The organism is Streptomyces sp. NBC_00859 (assembly GCF_045161865.1).
Classification (GTDB): Bacteria; Actinomycetota; Actinomycetes; order Streptomycetales; family Streptomycetaceae; genus Streptomyces.
This window is the reverse complement of sequence record NZ_CP108826.1, coordinates 2768092-2785330: the sequence shown is the minus strand read 5'-3', so window position 1 is coordinate 2785330 and position 17239 is coordinate 2768092. Positions and strand designations below refer to the sequence as shown.

Here is a 17239-nt window from a genome sequence, read left to right as displayed (position 1 = left end):
TGAATCGCAGTGAACTTGCGCGACCTGGTGTACGGGCTCTACGCACGTCGGGTGGAAGGCCGCCTCGACCACGACCAGGTGCCCAAGCACATCGGACTCATCCTGGACGGCAACCGGCGCTGGGCCAAGGCGTCCGGAGGCACGGCCGCACAGGGCCACAAGGCCGGGGCCGACAAGATCACCGAGTTCCTCGGCTGGTGCGCGGAGACCGAGGTCGAGGTCGCCACGCTCTGGCTGCTCTCCACGGACAACTTCGACCGCCCCCAGGACGAGCTCACCGCGCTGTTCGGCATCATCGAGGACACGGTCAGGGGCCTCGCGGCGGACGGCCGCTGGCGGGTCCACCACGTCGGCGCGCTGGATCTGCTCCCCGGACACACCCAGGCCGTCCTGAAGGAAGCCGAAGAGGCGACCACGGACAACACCGGGATACTGGTCAATGTGGCGGTCGGCTACGGCGGGCGTCAGGAGATCGCCGACGCGGTCCGCTCGCTCCTGCTGGAGCACGCCGAGAAGGGCACGTCCTTCGAGGAGCTCGCCGAGACCGTCGACGTCGAGCGGATCTCGGAACACCTCTACACGCGCGGCCAGCCCGACCCGGATCTGGTGATCCGCACCAGCGGGGAGCAGCGCCTCTCCGGATTCATGCTCTGGCAGAGCGCGCACTCCGAGTACTACTTCTGCGAAGTCTTCTGGCCCGCCTTCCGCAAGGTCGACTTCCTGCGGGCGCTGCGTGACTATGCGGCCCGCCACCGGCGCTACGGCTCCTGATCCCCCTCGCCGCCCCCTCCGGGCGAGCCTTCCCCACACCCTTTCGGGTGATGGCCTGAACTTTTCGCACCGCGGGACCGGATACCCGGTGGCGGCCGGACGTCGCGCCGGTCAGCCCCGGGTGACGTGCGGGTGAATTCCTCCCCGCGGCGACCGCCACTGGCAGGAACCGGCCGTACGCCGTGGCATGGCGGCGGGCGTTCGCGGGAATACCCCTTCCAGGTCGACGTCCGGTCCACGGATGTCGTATCTCAGTGAGCGGCACGGTCCGCTCGCCCGGGAGGCCCTTTGCACCAGGACGACCGTGCGGTGAGCGCGGGCGACGTGGAGGGCCGGGTCCGGCCTCCGCGCTGGTGGAGGCCCGCCCCGGTCCCAGCAGCCCGCGACGCCGTCGCTCCCCGACCTCAGGCTTGTGTCCAAAGGGGGTACGTCCTTCCGTGGTGACCAGTACTAAGCGCCGCATGCCCGACAGGCGCACTTACGTTCTTGACACCAGCGTCCTGCTGGCCGACCCGAGCGCCATGACCCGCTTCGACGAGCACGAAGTAGTGCTCCCGATCGTCGTGGTCACGGAACTGGAGGCCAAGAGGCACCATCCGGAGCTCGGCTACTTCGCCCGGCAGGCCCTGCGGCTGCTGGACGACTTCCGGGTGAGGTACGGACGTCTCGACGCCCCTCTTCCCATGGGCGAGCTGGGCGGGACCCTCCGCGTCGAACTCAACCACTCGGATCCCAGCGTGCTCCCGGCCGGATACCGGCTCGGGGACAACGACTCACGGATCCTCGCGGTGGCGCGAAACCTTCAGGCCGAGGGTTTCGACGTCACTGTCGTATCCAAGGATCTGCCCCTGCGCATCAAGGCCTCGTCCGTGGGGCTCCTCGCCGAGGAGTACCGCGCCGAACTGGCGATCACGGACTCCGGCTACACGGGCATGAGCGAGCTGACGCTCTCGCCCGACCAGGTGGATCTCCTGTTCAGCGAGGACACCCTGTACGTACCGGAGGCCGCCGAGCTGCCGGTGCACACCGGCCTGGTGCTCCAGTCCGAGCGGGGCAAGGCGCTGGGCCGCATCACGGCCGAGGGCAATGTGAAGCTCGTGCGGGGCGACCGGGAGGCCTTCGGGCTGCACGGCCGCAGCGCCGAGCAGCGCATCGCGCTCGACCTGCTCCTCGATCCGGACATCGGCATCATCTCGATGGGCGGCAGGGCCGGCACCGGGAAGTCCGCGCTGGCGCTCTGCGCGGGCCTGGAGGCCGTCCTGGAGCGCAGACAGCACCAGAAGGTGATGGTCTTCCGTCCGCTGTACGCGGTCGGCGGGCAGGAACTCGGCTATCTGCCCGGCTCCGAGTCCGAGAAGATGGGGCCCTGGGCGCAGGCGGTCTTCGACACCCTCTCCTCGGTGACCAGCCGGGAGGTGATCGAGGAAGTGGTCGGCCGGGGCATGCTCGAAGTCCTGCCGCTCACCCATATCCGCGGCCGTTCCCTGCATGACGCGTTCGTCATCGTGGACGAGGCCCAGTCCCTGGAGCGGAACGTCCTGCTGACGGTCCTCTCCCGGATCGGCTCGAACTCCCGGGTCGTGCTGACCCATGACGTCGCTCAGCGTGACAACCTGAGGGTGGGCCGGTACGACGGAGTGGTCGCCGTCGTAGAGAAACTGAAGGGGCATCCGCTCTTCGCGCATGTCACGCTCAGCCGGTCCGAGCGTTCGCAGATTGCCGCACTGGTGACCGAAATGCTGGAGGATGGGCAGCTCTAGTACGGTACCGGCCAGTTGGAGCCGCCCGGCAAGGCGCAGGAGCCTAGCCGGGCGGCTCTCTGTTGCGCAGCAGTCTCCAGAAAACTCGTGCGCCAAACGGGGTGTGAGCTTTAACACTCGGCCGACGTTTGCCTTGAAGCGTGGGCGTCGGGCAGAGTCTTGCTTCCGTCAGGCCCCGCATGCGGCACACGTACACCCTCAGGGGTGCAGCACCACACAACTCAACACTTGCCGCCGCATGCCGCCCGAGTACCACGCGGCACTTCCGTAAGGGAGTTGCCCACCGGGTCAGTGCCTCCCGTGACCTGTACGCCAGGGAGGCCCGCGCCAAGGGCACGATTGCGTCCGCGAGGTCACGAGCGGTCGCTGCTGGAAGGAAACCGTGTGAGCCGGATTTCGGTCCGGGGATTCGCGGTGGCGTCAGCCACTGCGGTCACCACCGTAGGAGCAGTTGTCGGCGTCGCATCGGGCAGCACCGTGCCCGCAGGCGACAACATCGATGCAGCCTCCGCCGCGGACACGACGACCCTCGCAGACATTCCTGACGGCCAGCAGGCCCAGGTCGCGTCGCTGACGGAGCAGGCCGACACCCAGGCGGTGCAGGCTGACGCAGCAGCGAAGAAGTCAGCGGAGGAATCGGCCCGTATCCAGGCCGCCAAGGACGCCAAGACCAAGAAGGAAGCTGCCGACGAGGCAGTTGCCAAGGCCAAGCAGGCCAAGAAGGAGCGCGACGAGCAGGCGAAGACCGCCAGCCGCTCTTCCGTGCGCGACGCGAGCAGCTTCTCGTCGCAGGGCTCCTACTCGGCCGCTCAGGTCCAGGCCATGGCGCGGCAGATGATGCCGTCCGACCAGTTCCAGTGCTTCAGCAACATCGTGAGCCACGAGTCCGGCTGGAACTACAAGGCGGTCAACGCCGGTTCCGGGGCCTACGGTCTCGTCCAGGCTCTGCCCGGTTCGAAGATGTCGTCCGCCGGCGCCGACTGGCAGACCAATCCGGCCACGCAGATAAAGTGGGGCCTGAACTACATGAACAGCCGCTACCAGAGCCCCTGTGGTGCGTGGTCGTTCTGGCAGGCCAACAGCTGGTATTAGAGCGCTCGTCCGCTCAACTCCATGGAGCCTCCCGCCGTCCTTCGGTGGGGGGCTCCATGCATGTACGGTCGCCTCCGGATGAGGCGCCCGGTCGGGGGAAGGGGAACAGCATGTCGAAACTGCCGGACTGGCTGGAACGTGTGGGCTCCGAACTCACTCACCTCGGTGAAAAGTTGGAGGAGCGCCGTTCGGCGGAAGAAGCGGACGGCGGCCCCGGTGGAACAGGAACCGCGTCGCACGGTTCCGCCGGGGCCGATGGACACCCTTCGCCGGGCCAGGTGCCGCCTCCCCCGGACTACGCGCCGGCCGTCGCGGCCCGGCCCGATCCGGTGGCCGCCGTGCCGTGGGGCATGCGGGTGGCGGCGGAAGCGGGCTGGCGGCTCCTTGTCCTCGCGGGGACCCTCTGGGTGCTGATGCGGGTGATCAGCGCCATCCAGCTGGTCGTCCTCGCGTTCGTCGCCGCGCTCCTCGTCACCGCGCTCCTGCAGCCGACAGTCGCCCGGCTCCGGCGGGCCGGCCTGCCGCGGGGCGTGGCCACCGCACTGACCGCGATCCTCGGCTTCGTCATCATGGGTCTGGTCGGCTGGTTCGTGGTCTGGCAGGTGATGGAGAATCTGGACACGGTCTCCAGCCGGGTCCAGGAAGGTATCCAGGAGCTCAGGCGCTGGCTGCTGCACAGCCCGTTCCATGTGACCGACAAGCAGATCAACGACATCGCCAAGAACTTGAGCGACACCGTCGGCACCAACACGAACGAGATCACGTCCGCGGGCCTCCAGGGCGTCACGGTCATGGTGGAGTTCCTCACCGGCATGCTGCTGGCGATGTTCTCGACCCTCTTCCTGCTGTACGACGGGGCGCGCATCTGGCAGTGGACGCTCAAGCTCGTACCGGCGCAGGCCCGTCCGGGGGTCGCGGGCGCCGGGCCGCGTGCCTGGCGGACCCTGACGGCCTATGTACGCGGCACGGTGCTTGTGGCACTGATCGACGCGATCTTCATCGGGCTCGGGCTCTTCTTCCTGGATGTGCCGCTGGCCGTCCCGCTGGCCGTCTTCATCTTCCTGTTCGCGTTCATCCCGCTGGTGGGCGCGGTGATCTCCGGCGCGCTCGCGGTGGTCGTCGCGCTGGTGACCCAGGGGCCGTTCACGGCACTGATGGTGCTGATCGTGGTCCTGGCCGTACAGCAGATCGAGGGCCACGTGCTCCAGCCGTTCATCCTCGGCCGGGCGGTGCGGGTCCATCCGCTGGCGGTGGTCCTGTCCGTGGCGGCGGGCGGCATGATCGCCGGGATCGGCGGCGCCGTGGTGGCTGTGCCGCTGGTGGCGGTGACCAATACGGTGGTCGGCTACCTGCGCAAGTACAGCCAGGAGAGCGCGATGAAAGCGGCGCCCCGTCAGCAGGACGAGTCCCCGGCCGGGGCCGGTCCGGCCGTGCCCCCGAGGCAGGCGGCGGAGCCCGCGCCGGTACCGGATCCCGTGCCGGATGCCGGGGGACCGCTGCTCGGGACCGAGACGGCCGAGTGATATCCGAGCCGGAGATGGAGGGCGGCCCACTCTCCGGCGACGGCGCCGATGCCGTCGGTGACTCCTGCGGGCGCCCGCCGCGCAGCCCCCGGCCTGCCCGCCCGTGGCGCTGGGCGCTGGGTGGTGCGGCCGTGGTGTCGCTGGGATGGGCGGTGGCGCTGTACGCGTACGGCCCCTGGCACGGCACCGGCCCGGACACCCGCGGATACCGCCTGAGCCAGGACCTCTGCGGCGACGCGAGGCTGCGGGCCCTCTCCGGTGAGCTGGGCAGCAGGTCGGACGACGCCCACTGGTCGGGCCGGGATCCCGCCCTCGACCGGGCCAGCTGCAGCGTGCGGCTGACACCGGAGAGCGAGCGGTCCGCGTCGGACCAGGGGACCAAAGCGATGAGCTACGGAGTCCGGATCACCGCTGCAGTGCACCACAGGACCGATCCGGGACCCGAGTTCCGGGCGGCGGGTGCGATGCCGGACTGGTTCAGCGAGGACGGTTCGCCGGCCAGGGTCGAAGGGGTGCCGGGGCTCGGTGACGAGGCGTATCTGACCACCTTCGGCGACGGCGCCAACACCGTTCCCAGACTGGAAGTCCGCGACGGCTCGGCCGAATTCACCCTGCAGCTGACCGCCAGCTACGACTACCAGGACCGCGGGGGCCCCGGGAGACCGGCGGACGACCCGAGCGCCGCGGACATGGAGGCGCTCCAGCCCGGCATGATCGCTGATATGCGCGCGCTGATGGAGCGGCTGAAGCACTGAGCCGGCGGGCGAATGCCCACGAGGGCGGTCCGGTGGCGGGCGCCTGACGGTCCCGGGCCCAGGAAACCCGGACCGGTTGTCCCGGCCCCGACCGGCGAGCGCGAAAGCCCCGGTGGTGCGTCTCCGCACGTCACCGGGGCTTTCGCGCACATCGGTACTGCTACTGCTCGGCCAGCACGGCCTCGGAGTCGAGCGTCACGCCGACCGCCTGCAGGACGGCCGCGATCTTGAAGGCCTCCTGGATGGTCTCGCGGTCCACGCCCGCCTTGCGGAGCACCTGCTCGTGCGAGTCGAGGCACTGGCCGCAGCCGTTGATCGCGGAGACGGCGAGCGACCAGAGCTCGAAGTCGGCCTTCTCCACACCCGGGTTGCCGATCACGTTCATCCGCAGACCCGCGCGGAGCGTCCCGTACTCGGGGTCCGACAGCAGGTGCCGGGTCCGGTAGAAGACGTTGTTCATCGCCATGACGGCGGCCGCGGAGCGGGCCGCGGTGTACGCCTCGGGCGAGAGGTTCGCCTTGGCCTCGGGCTCCAGCTCACGGAGCACCCGCGGCGACCGCGACGCGATGGCGCAGGCGAGGACGGTGCCCCACAGCTGCTGCTTCGGCAGGTCGCTGTTGCCGATCACCGAACCGAGGTTCAGCTTCAGGTCCTTGGCGTAGTCCGGTACGGCGGACTTCAGTTCGTCGAGTGACATCGTGGAATCAGCTCACTCGCCCGAGAGGAGCGCGACCGGGTCCAGGGTGTTCTCGCCCTTGGTCCAGTTGCAGGGGCACAGCTCGTCGGTCTGCAGGGCGTCGAGGACCCGCAGGACCTCCTTGGGGTTACGGCCCACGGAACCGGCGGTCACCATCGTGAACTGGATCTCGTTGTTCTGGTCGACGATGAAGACGGCGCGCTGCGCGAAGCCGTCCTCGCCCTCGATGCCGAGGTCGCGCATGAGCTCGTGCTTCGAGTCGGCGAGCATCGGGAAGGGCAGGTCGGTGAGGTCCGGGTGGTCCTTGCGCCAGGCGTGGTGAACGAACTCGGAGTCACCGGAGAAGCCGAGGACCTGGGCGTCGCGGTCGGCGAACTCCTCGTTCAGCTTGCCGAAGGCGGCGATCTCGGTCGGGCACACGAAGGTGAAGTCCTTGGGCCACGCGAAGACGATCTTCCACTTGCCTTCGTAGGTCTTGTGGTCGATCTGCGCGAACTCCTTGCCGCTCTCCAGCGACACACAGGCAGTCAGATCGAACGGGGGGAACTGGTCACCGACAGTGAGCACGAACTCTCCTTGCTGTGTAGGAATTCCCTTTTGGGGTGTTCCTGGGGGGTTGGACGGGTTACAGAGTGACACAGGATCCATTGATCACAGAAATAGCTAGACTTGCTCGTTGTGATCGGAGGTACCTATCAGTGACCCAGGTATATACGGGCGGAGCGGCCCACAAGGGGAAGCAGCCCACCGTGGCGCAGCTGCGCGCCTTCGCGGCCGTGGCGGAGCACCTGCACTTCCGGGACGCGGCCGCCGCGATCGGCATGAGCCAGCCCGCGCTTTCGGGCGCCGTCTCGGCGCTGGAGGAGACCCTCGGCGTGCAGCTCCTGGAGCGGACCACCCGCAAGGTGCTCCTATCGCCGGCGGGGGAGCGGCTGGCGGTGCGGGCCAGGGCGGTGCTCGACGCGGTCGGTGAGCTGCTTGACGAGGCCGACGCCGTGCGGGCGCCCTTCACCGGGGTGCTCAGACTCGGCGTGATCCCCACCGTCGCGCCGTATCTGCTGCCCACGGTGCTGCGGCTGGTCCACCGCGAGTACCCGGACCTCGACCTCCAGGTGCACGAGGAACAGACGTCCTCGCTCCTCGAAGGACTGACGGCCGGGCGGCTGGACCTGCTGCTGCTCGCGGTGCCCCTCGGCATGCCGGGAGTGGTGGAACTGCCTCTGTTCGAGGAGGAGTTCGTCCTGGTCACCCCGCGTGAGCACTGGCTGGCCGGGCGTACGGACATTCCGCGGGACGCCCTGCGCGAGCTGGATCTGCTGCTGCTCGACGAGGGGCACTGCCTGCGGGACCAGACACTGGACATCTGCCGGGAGGCGGGCCGCGCCGACGGGCAGCCCGTGACGACCACGGCCGCGGGGCTCTCCACCCTCGTTCAGCTGGTGGCGGGCGGGCTCGGGGTGACGCTGCTGCCGCGTACGGCGGTACGGGTGGAGACCGGCCGCAACGACCAGCTGGCCACGGCGTACTTCGCGGAGCCCGCACCGATGCGCAGGATCGCGCTCGCGATGCGGTCGGGTGCGGCGCGCCAGGAGGAGTTCACCGCGTTCGCCGCGGCGCTGCGCGAAGGGGTGCGGCCACTGCCGGTCTGGCTGGCGTGAGCGGCGGGGCCAGGCCAGTGTGTCCGCCGGGCCCCGCCGCCTCCCGCCCCTCTTCCCGTCCCGGCCGGTCCCCGGGCGCCGCGGCTACTCCGTGCGCAGCCCTTCCGGCCGCATCAGCCGCCAGAGCGGCGGCAGGCTGAGCAGCGTCACCAGGACCACGACACCGCCCCCGATCCCGGCCATCGCCGCGACCGCTGGCCAGTCGACCGAGACCGGGTGACCGACCATGGAGAGCAGGACCGAGCCGAGCCCGAGGCCCACCACCGTGGCGAGCAGCAGACCCAGGGCGACCGGGACGGCCGTCTGCCAGAGCACCGACCAGCTCATCGTGGAGCGCCGGGTGCCGAAGGCCGTCAGGGCGGCCAGCAGCTTCCGGCGGTCGCGCAGCTGCTCCAGGACCGAGACGAGCAGGCTCGCGCCGATCAGCAGAAGTACCGCGGTGGCGCCGATGTACAGGCCCTTGCGGACGCTCGCGAAGCGGTTGTCCTCGCGTGTCTCGTGCAGGGCGTCGACCGAGGTCAGCGGAGTGACCTTCGCCGCACTGTTACGGACCAGATCGACGGCGTCCGGCTCCGAAGGGTCGAGCGAGATGTAGTCGGTGTTGACCAGGGCAAGGTGCCGCAGCGCGGGGAGAGCCCCCGGTGTGAGCAGGATGCCCCCCGAGGCGGGGGCGCCGGCCGGGTTGGCCAGGACCTGCACCGTGCGGGTCCCGGCCGGGACGGTCCAGGTGAGGACGCGGTCGTTCCGGTCGCTGAAGGGCGGTTTGACGAACAGCCGTTTGCCGGGCTCGGCGATCTTCGTGAGGTTGTCGTCCCACCCGCCGGTGGCGATGAACACGTCGCCGTTCGCGCAGGACGGGAGCGTGGCCAGGACCCTGAGCGACGCGCAGTCGCCGGTGTACATGTCGCTGGTCTCCTCGGCGTTCTTCGTCCCCCCGGCGGTGGCCCGGCCGAACGTGAGCACCTTCCGCACACCGTGCGTGGAGCGCAGCGCCTCGACCGTCCGGGTCTTCGTGAAGTCGCTCTGGACGATCATCTGGGCACGTGAGGTGTCGGCCCCGGTCTCCTTGCTGTAGTCGCCGTCGATCCCCGCGAACAGCATCTGGAGCGCGATGGCGCCTGCGACCGCGACGGCGATGCCGTTGACGAGCCGGGCGGCGGTGCCGCTTGTCATCTGGAGCCTGCGGACGGCCAGTTGCCAGGCGGTGCTGCCGCCGCCCAGACGGTTCACCACGGCTTCGATCAGCCAGGGCAGCAGCGCCGTCACGCCGACCAGCAGCAGCACGCTGCCGCCGATCACCAGCGTGCTGTTGAAGTGGCCCGAGTCGCGGCCCTTGCCCAGCATCGGCACCAGCAGGGCGAGCCCGGCGACCGGCGGGAGCACCCGCCACCAGACCCGGCGGCGGCGCGGGACCGACGTGCGGACGACACCGAGCGGCTCGATGACGACACCGCGCATGGCGAGCAGGGTGACCGCGACGGCCGCCGCGGGCACCGCGAGTGCGACCAGTACGGCCAGCGCCGCACTCGGGTCCAGGTCAGCGGGGAAGAGGTTGATCCCCGCCACGTCGATGTCGCCGACGAACGACCGGCCGATCAGGAAGAAACCCGCGCCGAAGAGCACCCCGAGCAGCGAGCCCGCCAGCGCCTCGCCGGCCGCGATACGGCGGGTCATCCGGGAATCCGTACCGACCAGCCGCAGTGCGGCCAGCCTGCGGTCCCTGCTGTCGCTGCCGAAGCGCACGGCCGCCGCGATGAAGACACCCACCGGCATCAGCAGCACCACGAAGATGATGACGACGAGCAGTCTCAGGACCGGGTCCATGGCCTCGCGGGGCGGCAGATGCGCGAAGGAGGTGATGCGCCGCACCATGCCGGCGTCGTCCAGGGTGAGGTGGCCGTCACCCGCGTAGTAGGCCAGTTCGTTCGGGCCGGTCAGACCGGCGTCGGCGATGGTGCCGGCGATCCGGTACGGGAGGCGCTCGCGCAGCAGTGCCCCCTTGTCCGACGCCAGCAGCCTGCGCAGCGCCGGCGACGCCAGCATCTCGCCGTCGCCGGGCAGTGCGGACGTGCCGGGCGGTATCGGCGCTTTCGGGCCCTCGCCGCGGACCAGCCGGCCGCGGACATCGGTGCCCTTGTACACGGTGTCCACGACACCCAGCAGCATCGTGTTGTCGCCCGGCTTGTCGATCATCGTCGCGCCGAAGTCGTTGCGGTTGTCCTCGCGTGCGTCCCGGGCGGCGAGCGCGCTCGGTATCGCCGTGGTGATCAGCAGCAGCGCCACACCGAGGCCGACGCCGACCGCGGTCAGCAGTGTCCTGGTCCAGCCCTCGCGGCCCCCGCCGACAGCGAACTTCATGCCCATCGTGAGGTCTTGGGTCCAGCTCATACCAGGTGCTCCAGATCGCGGGACTTGCCGTCGCGTACGACGACTTCACGGTCCGAGTAGGCGGCGACGCGCGCCTCGTGGGTGACCAGGACGACGGCGGCGTTGGTGGCGCGGGCGGCCTCCGTCAGGAGTTCCATGACGCGCTCGCCGTTGAGTGAGTCGAGGGCGCCGGTCGGTTCGTCGGCGAAGAGCACGCGCGGGCCGGTCACCAGTGACCGGGCGATGGCGACGCGCTGGCCCTGTCCGCCGGAGACCTCGCCGGGGCGTTTGTGTCCCAGGTCCGCGACCTCCAGGCGCTCCATCCACTCCAGGGCCCTGCGCTCGGCCTCCTTGCGCTTGGTCCCGTTCAGCCGCAGCGGCAGTGCGACGTTCTCGGTGCAGGTCAGCTCGGGGACGAGCCGGCCGAACTGGAAGACGAAGCCGAAGTCCGTACGCCGCAGCGCGCTGCGGTCCACGTCGGACATCGCGGACAGTTCCTGCCCCTGGTACGTCACGGTGCCCGAGTCGGGGCGGACGATACCGGCGAGGCAGTGCAGGAGCGTGGACTTGCCGGAACCCGATGGCCCCATGATCGCGACCACTTCGCCCGCGTGGACGGAGAAGGCCGCCCCGTCGAGTGCGGCGGTCGGCCCGTACGACTTGTGCAGGTCGTCGGCGTACAGCAGCGAACCGGCCGGTGTCATGGGCTGACCTCCTTGGCGAGCTGGTTGAGGCGCGCCGCGGTCAGTTCGAGCCAGCGCAGGTCGGCCTCGAGGTGGAACAGGGCGTGGTCGCAGATCAGCTGGTCGGCGAGGTCGCCGCGCCGCTTGCGGTCGGTGAGGACGCGCATCAGCCGCAGATGCTCCGCGCGCTGGGTGTCCAGCAGGTCGGCTGCCGGGCGGCCGGTCAGCAGCGCGAGCACGACCTTGGTGTAGAGCGTCGACTGGAGGTACGGCTCGGGCTTCTCGGGTGTCGCGAGCCACTGCTCGACATCGCTGACCCCGGCGTCGGTGATCGCGTACCGCTTGCGCTCGGGGCCGCCCCCGGCCTCCATCGCGTCGACCTCGACGAGGCCGTTCTTCAGGAGCCGGGACATGGTCGAGTAGACCTGGCCGTAGTGCAGGGGCCGGTCGTGACCGAACCTCTCGTCGAAGGCGCGCTTGAGGTCGTAGCCGTGGCGCGGCCCCGACTCCAGGATGCCGAGCAGGGTATGGCCGATGGACATCGGGATGGGCCCTTCTTGTTTTCGGTACGGAGGCTGCCTGGGCGCGTCACGCGGCGTACTGCGCGAACCGGTCGCGGGACTTGCCGTCGCGTACGACGACTTCGCGGTCGGAGTAGGCGGCGACGCGCGCTTCGTGGGTGACGAGGACGACGGCGGCGTTCGTGGATCTGGCGGCCTGGGTGAAGAGTTCCATGACGCGTTCGCCGTTGAGGGAGTCGAGGGCGCCGGTCGGTTCGTCGGCGAAGAGCACGCGCGGGCCGGTCACCAGTGACCGGGCGATGGCGACGCGCTGGCCCTGTCCGCCGGAGACCTCGCCGGGGCGTTTGTGTCCCAGGTCCGCGACCTCCAGGCGTTCCATCCACTCCAGGGCCCTGCGCTCGGCCTCCTTGCGCTTGGTCCCGTTCAGCCGCAGCGGCAGTGCGACGTTCTCGGTGCAGGTCAGCTCGGGGACGAGCCGGCCGAACTGGAAGACGAAGCCGAAGTCCGTACGCCGCAGCGCGCTGCGGTCCACGTCGTTCATCGCGGTGAGGTCGTGGTCCGCGTACGTGACGGTGCCCGAGTCGGGGCGGACGATCCCGGCCAGGCAGTGCAGCAGCGTCGACTTGCCGGACCCGGAAGGGCCCATCACCGCGACGATCTCCCCGGGCGCGACGGCGAAGTCGGCACCGTCCAGGGCGGGCGTCGGCCCGTAGGCCTTGTGGAGTGCCGATGCGCTGAGCAGCGGAGGCTGAGGTGGCATGACAAGGACTATACGCACTGCGTATACCTGCTGTGTATACCGAGGGTGCATAGCGTCTGTGAATCATGACAATAACGAACAAGGTGGTCGACTTGCGAGAGAGAACGCGCAGATGCGGCAACCTTGTTGGGTCCCTGTACGTCGGTTCCCTATGACACAGGTGCTGATTGTCACGTGAGGAAAAGGGCCCAATGGGGCGCTCCCGGTCCAAAGGTGCTCAGGAAGCGGTGTTAGCTTTCGACAGCTGGTCTGGGTGAGAAGAAGGCGGAGTCACAGAGCGATGGGCCGTGCGGACGATCGACGAGCCCGGCAGCGCGGGGCGCGCCGGGGCAAATCCACGAAGAGCGGGATACGCCGGCTCTTCACCTGGAAGAAGATGCTGGGCACCTTCTTCGGGCTTTGCCTGCTGGCGATGGGCGCGTTCATCGTGCTCTGGATGACTATCCAGGTGCCGGCGGTCAACGCGCAGACACAGCAGCAGAGCAACATCTTCAAGCTCAGCAACGGCAAGTTGCTGGCGCGCGAGGGCCCCGTGAACCGGGAGAACGTCAACCTCTCCGACGTCCCGATCAAGGTGCAGCGCACCTTCGTCGCCGCGGAGAACAAGACGTTCTACAAGGACCACGGCGTCGACCTGAAGGGCACCGCCCGAGGCCTGTACAACACTGTCAGGGGGCGGAAGCAGGGTGGCTCGACCATCACCCAGCAGTACGTCAAGAACAATTTCCTCACCGCTGACCAGACGGTGACTCGTAAGCTCAAGGAACTGGTGATCTCCCTCAAGGTGGATCAGAAGTACTCCAAATCGGACATCCTCGAGGGGTACATCAACAGCAGTTACTACGGCCGCGGGGCCTGGGGCATCCAGGCCGCGGCCCAGGCGTACTACGGGGTCGACGCCTCGAAACTGAACGTCAGCCAGGGCGCCTACCTCGCATCGCTGCTCCAGGCGCCGAGCGACTACGACTGGTCGTCGGCGACCGCCGAAGGCAAGAAGCTGGTCAAGGCGCGCTGGGCGTACACGCTCAACAACATGACCGAGATGAACTGGCTCAGCGAGTCGGACCGGGCCGCGCAGAAGTTCCAGATCCCGCAGGAGCCCAAGCCGTCCAAGGGTCTGAAGGGCCAGACGGGCTATCTGGTGAAGGCCGCCAAGCAGGAGATGAAGGCGCAGGGCATCTCCGAGGCGGCGATCGAGGCCCGCGGTTGGACGGTCACGCTCAACATCGATCCGAAGAAGCAGGCCCAGCTCGAGAAGACGATGAAGCAGCAGCTGATCGACAAGCTGAGGCCCAAGGCGCGTCCGGTCGACGCGGACCTCCAGGCGGGTGCGGTCTCGGTGGACCCGCACACCGGCAAGGTGCTGGCGCTGTACGGCGGCTGGGACTACCTGAAGCACGAGTACAGCAATGCCAAGCGCGTCGACTACCAGCCCGCCTCCACCTTCAAGCCGCTGATCCTGGCGGCCGCCCTGGAGTCCGGCGCCAAGACCCAGCAGGGCCTGCCGATCCAGGCGAACACCATCTACAACGGTGACAGCAGGCGGCCGGTCCTGAACAGCGATGGCAGCAAGGCCAACTTCGCCCCGCCCAACGAGGACAACACCAGCTACGGCCCGGTCACCGTGCAGACCGCGATGAACAACTCCGTCAACTCGGTGTTCGCGCAGATGGGCGTGGACGTCGGACTCGACAAGGTCAGAAAGCTCGGTCTCGATCTCGGTATGAGCTCGTTGAAGGGCGCGGACCCGGTGCCCGCCATGACGCTCGGTTCCTACGGCGCGAGCCCGATGGAGATGGCCGGTATCTACGCGACCTTCGACAACCACGGCAAGAAGGTCACCCCGACCCTCGTGAAGGCGGCGACCCACCCCGACCGGGAGCCGTTCACCCCGCAGAAGGCCATCGGCGACCAGGTGGTCAGCCGGCAGACGGCGGACGCTGTCACGTCGGTGCTGACGGGCGTGGTGCAGGAGGGTACGGGTACCGCCGTACGGCACAAGGGCCAGAAGGTTGCGGGTAAGACAGGCACCTCGGACAACAACAAGTCCGCCTGGTTCACCGGCTACACCCCGGACCTGGTGACTTCGGTGGGGCTTTTCGGTGAGGCGTCCAAGACCCACAAGGGTCCGGACGGGAAGACCATCGTGAAGGGCACTCAGGTCACTATGAGTGGCGCGGCCGGCAGCCCCACCGGGCGTATCAACGGTGCCGGCTTCCCGGCCCAGATCTGGGCCGGGTACGTCTTCGGCCTCGACATGAAGCCCAGCAAGTTCGACCTGGACACCGACCAGGGCGCTGGGGTCGCACCGACCGCGCCCCCTACCTCGAATCCGCCGCCGACCTCGTCGGCCCCGCCGCCGTCCAGCCCCGCGTCCCCGCCGCCGTCGTCCCCCGATGCGCCGCCGTCGAGCCCCGATCCGGGCCACAGCGGAACGGCCGCGGGCGGCAACGACGCCGGGACGGACACCACGGGCGGGACCGGCGGCCCCGGAACCACCGGAGGCGGCAACCCGTCGACTGACGGAGGCGCGAACTCCGGCACGACCGCGGGTACGGGGGGCGACCCGACGGCCGGCGGCAACACGAACGCCGGTACCAACGGCACCACGACGGGTGCCGGCGACGGCTCCACCACCAACGGACCGCTGAACGGCCTGCAGGACTGACCGGGCCGACGGCAGCAGCCGGTGTATGAGGAGGGGCCCCGCGGCAGATGCCGCGGGGCCCCTCCTCATACACCGGCTGCTCTGTCCGGACTCCCGCACTGGACCGCCAAAGCGGAATTAGCGGAAGTAATGGCCACGATCCGGTTCTCACGAGTGCACATGCCGGTTGCGATTGGCTAACCCAGTGGCCAGTCGCACCCAACTCGCCCCTAGTGTGGCAGCTGTTGGTGACGGTGGCATCGCCGCAGAGTGATGTGGCAGCAGAGCGACGAGGAACGGGGGCGGGCGTGACGCGAGGCATGGTACGTACCGGTGCGATTGCGACTGCGGGAATTTTCCTGCTGGCGGGTTGTGGCGGGGGCGGCGGAGGCGACAGCTCGAACAAGATCAAGGGCGCGGACGGGGCTTCGCACTCCGCGACACCGAGCCCTTCGGCGTCGTCTTCCGGGGTGAAGCGGCCGGAGATCACGCTGCCCAGCTCTGCGAAGAACGTCTTCGAGGGGGAGCACACGGGCGATCCGAAGAAGGATTCGGTGCTGGCGGACAACGCACGAATGGTGAACTCCCTTGACGATGCGATCTTCCGAGGAAAAGAGTTCACGTCGGCGATCGGCCTGTACAACACTGGCCCGGCTCTCCGATCCGCGACGGACTATGTCAAAGACTGGGTGAAGGACCGAGACACCTGGGTTGGTACGACCCGCTACTACGACCGCAAGGTCACGTTCCTCAAGGATGGATCGGCTGCAGTGACCTACTGCGGCGACGAGAGCAAGGCATTCACGAAGTCCGGAAAGACCGGCAAGGTTGACAGGTCGCTGCCGTCGGACCCGTCAGTGGGTTACGTGCTGTACAACAGCCGCCTCGTCAAGTCCCATGCAGGTGTATGGCAGACCATCGGGTTTGCGTCCAAGAGCGGGGCTGAACAGTGCCAGCCGTGAAGCTGTATTTGAAGACGCTGTCCAGCGCAGTCGCCGTCGCCGCTGCTGTGGCCGTATGGAGTCCCAGTCCCGCATGGGCCGTCAAGGGCGGACATAAGGAAAGGGGCAGCGTGCAGGAGAAGGGCAATACCGGTGCCGGTAAAGCGTCCGCGACCGCCGGTGGTGTCCAATTCGACTACAGCAAAAACCCTCGGACTCAGGGTGGGGGGCAAGTGACCCCGATGAGTAACTGGACGCCTCCCGCGTGCTGGTACGCGCCGAAGTGGACGCCTGAGCAGGCGGCACAGGACCGGCTGGGTCTCGACTTCAGCCCGAACCACGACCAGGGGAACGCGGAGACTTACCGCAAGGCGTACATCGACGGTAAGTACAAGAATTTCAATGTCAAGAACCAGGGCAAGGGTTATTGGTGGGGCTCTTACCAGAACCCCGATCGTCTCGATGACGCAGGCGTCGACGCCTGCACCAAACTGCCCTTCTGGGTGGACAAGGGCGCTCAGCCGCCCGCTGATGTTCCCAACGCCGTCACTCCGGAAGTGCTCGCGCAGCTGGCCTATACCGAGATTGAGATCCCACAGGGCAAGGCCAGTATGGCCCCGGCTGACGGCGACCAGGTCGTGAATCTGCCGACCTGGGTGTGGCTGAACAACGCGGACTTCCACCCCGTCTCCGTCACGGCCCGTGTCGACGCACTGAACATCCAGGCGACCACAACGGCCACGCCCGTGAGCATGCACATCGATGCCGGTACCGCGGATGCCCAGACCTACCCGGCCGGTGGCGACTGCCCGATCCACGATGGCAGGATCGGCACGGAACGGCCCCCGGGCGCCAAGGGCGATCCCCCCTGCGGGGTGGAGTATCTGCGTTCGACGGACGGCTCGGGTCCCTACCGGTTCAAGGCCACCATTACCTGGAAGATCAGTTGGATCGGCACGAACCACCCCGACCCCACCAAGCTGTCGGACGGTACCTACGGAACTCCGCAGGACGTGACCGTGAAGGAAATCCAGAGCGTCGTTCGCTGAGGTAAAGCGAACCGG

15 protein-coding genes are annotated in these 17239 nt (G+C 68.6%); 9 read left to right on the top strand and 6 right to left on the bottom strand.

Features of this window, described 5'->3' with window-relative positions; all coding sequences use genetic code 11:
- Nucleotides 1–9 precede the first annotated feature (9 nt).
- The 5 genes from OG584_RS11730 (at nucleotide 10) to OG584_RS11710 (ending at nucleotide 5901) form a co-directional block, all read left to right on the top strand.
- Nucleotides 10–771, top strand: a complete 762-nt coding sequence (locus OG584_RS11730) for an isoprenyl transferase (protein ID WP_405777703.1) — start codon at nucleotides 10–12, stop codon at nucleotides 769–771.
- Between the two features lie 437 nt (nucleotides 772–1208).
- On the top strand, nucleotides 1209–2531 hold the full coding sequence (locus OG584_RS11725) for a PhoH family protein (protein WP_405777701.1): 1323 nt from the start codon (nucleotides 1209–1211) through the stop codon (nucleotides 2529–2531).
- A 384-nt stretch (nucleotides 2532–2915) separates the two neighbouring features.
- Nucleotides 2916–3623: a transglycosylase SLT domain-containing protein gene (locus OG584_RS11720; protein WP_405777699.1), complete on the top strand. Its 708-nt coding sequence runs from the start codon at nucleotides 2916–2918 to the stop codon at nucleotides 3621–3623.
- Between the two features lie 110 nt (nucleotides 3624–3733).
- On the top strand, nucleotides 3734–5146 hold the full coding sequence (locus OG584_RS11715) for an AI-2E family transporter (protein WP_405777697.1): 1413 nt from the start codon (nucleotides 3734–3736) through the stop codon (nucleotides 5144–5146).
- On the top strand, nucleotides 5143–5901 hold the full coding sequence (locus OG584_RS11710) for a hypothetical protein (protein WP_405777695.1): 759 nt from the start codon (nucleotides 5143–5145) through the stop codon (nucleotides 5899–5901). Before OG584_RS11715 ends, OG584_RS11710 begins: the two co-directional genes overlap by 4 nt.
- A gap of 160 nt (nucleotides 5902–6061) precedes the next feature.
- On the opposite strand, the gene OG584_RS11705 is transcribed toward OG584_RS11710, so the two are convergent.
- Together OG584_RS11705 and OG584_RS11700 are read right to left on the bottom strand one after the other, a co-directional pair.
- The gene (locus tag OG584_RS11705) at nucleotides 6062–6598 is read right to left on the bottom strand and encodes an alkyl hydroperoxide reductase (RefSeq protein WP_405777693.1); all 537 of its coding nucleotides are present in this window, start codon (nucleotides 6596–6598) and stop codon (nucleotides 6062–6064) included.
- 12 nt (nucleotides 6599–6610) lie between these two features.
- On the bottom strand, nucleotides 6611–7165 hold the full coding sequence (locus tag OG584_RS11700) for a peroxiredoxin (RefSeq protein ID WP_405777691.1): 555 nt from the start codon (nucleotides 7163–7165) through the stop codon (nucleotides 6611–6613).
- Nucleotides 7166–7296: 131 nt separating this feature from the next.
- On the opposite strand from OG584_RS11700, the gene OG584_RS11695 reads away from it, so the two are divergent.
- Entirely contained in the window at nucleotides 7297–8256 is a 960-nt protein-coding gene (locus OG584_RS11695) for a hydrogen peroxide-inducible genes activator (protein WP_405777689.1), read from the top strand.
- A gap of 84 nt (nucleotides 8257–8340) precedes the next feature.
- Here OG584_RS11695 and OG584_RS11690 read toward each other — a convergent pair whose 3' ends face one another.
- From OG584_RS11690 to OG584_RS11675, 4 genes are read right to left on the bottom strand one after another with little or no spacing between them, the layout of a single operon-like run.
- Nucleotides 8341–10644 (bottom strand): ABC transporter permease, encoded by a 2304-nt coding sequence (locus OG584_RS11690; RefSeq protein ID WP_405777687.1) that lies wholly within the window; start codon nucleotides 10642–10644, stop codon nucleotides 8341–8343.
- Nucleotides 10641–11327 (bottom strand): ABC transporter ATP-binding protein, encoded by a 687-nt coding sequence (locus tag OG584_RS11685; RefSeq protein WP_405777685.1) that lies wholly within the window; start codon nucleotides 11325–11327, stop codon nucleotides 10641–10643. Before OG584_RS11685 ends, OG584_RS11690 begins: the two co-directional genes overlap by 4 nt.
- A complete protein-coding gene (locus tag OG584_RS11680; RefSeq protein ID WP_405777683.1) occupies nucleotides 11324–11848 on the bottom strand; it encodes a PadR family transcriptional regulator in 525 nt (174 codons plus the stop codon). Before OG584_RS11680 ends, OG584_RS11685 begins: the two co-directional genes overlap by 4 nt.
- Nucleotides 11849–11894: 46 nt before the next feature.
- Complete coding sequence (locus OG584_RS11675) at nucleotides 11895–12587, bottom strand: ABC transporter ATP-binding protein (RefSeq protein ID WP_405777681.1); 693 nt, start codon at nucleotides 12585–12587, stop codon at nucleotides 11895–11897.
- Nucleotides 12588–12867: 280 nt separating this feature from the next.
- Between OG584_RS11675 and OG584_RS11670 the strand changes: the two genes are divergently transcribed.
- The 3 genes from OG584_RS11670 to OG584_RS11660 all read left to right on the top strand — a co-directional run bounded on the left by OG584_RS11670 (nucleotide 12868) and on the right by OG584_RS11660 (nucleotide 17224).
- Nucleotides 12868–15255, top strand: a complete 2388-nt coding sequence (locus OG584_RS11670; RefSeq protein WP_405777679.1) for a transglycosylase domain-containing protein — start codon at nucleotides 12868–12870, stop codon at nucleotides 15253–15255.
- Between the two features lie 287 nt (nucleotides 15256–15542).
- Nucleotides 15543–16196 carry a hypothetical protein gene (locus OG584_RS11665; protein ID WP_405777677.1) on the top strand — a complete coding sequence of 218 codons (654 nt, stop codon included), beginning with the start codon at nucleotides 15543–15545 and terminating at the stop codon, nucleotides 16194–16196.
- On the top strand, nucleotides 16193–17224 hold the full coding sequence (locus OG584_RS11660; protein ID WP_405777675.1) for a hypothetical protein: 1032 nt from the start codon (nucleotides 16193–16195) through the stop codon (nucleotides 17222–17224). The genes OG584_RS11665 and OG584_RS11660 overlap by 4 nt, the downstream gene beginning before the upstream one ends.
- Nucleotides 17225–17239 lie beyond the last annotated feature (15 nt).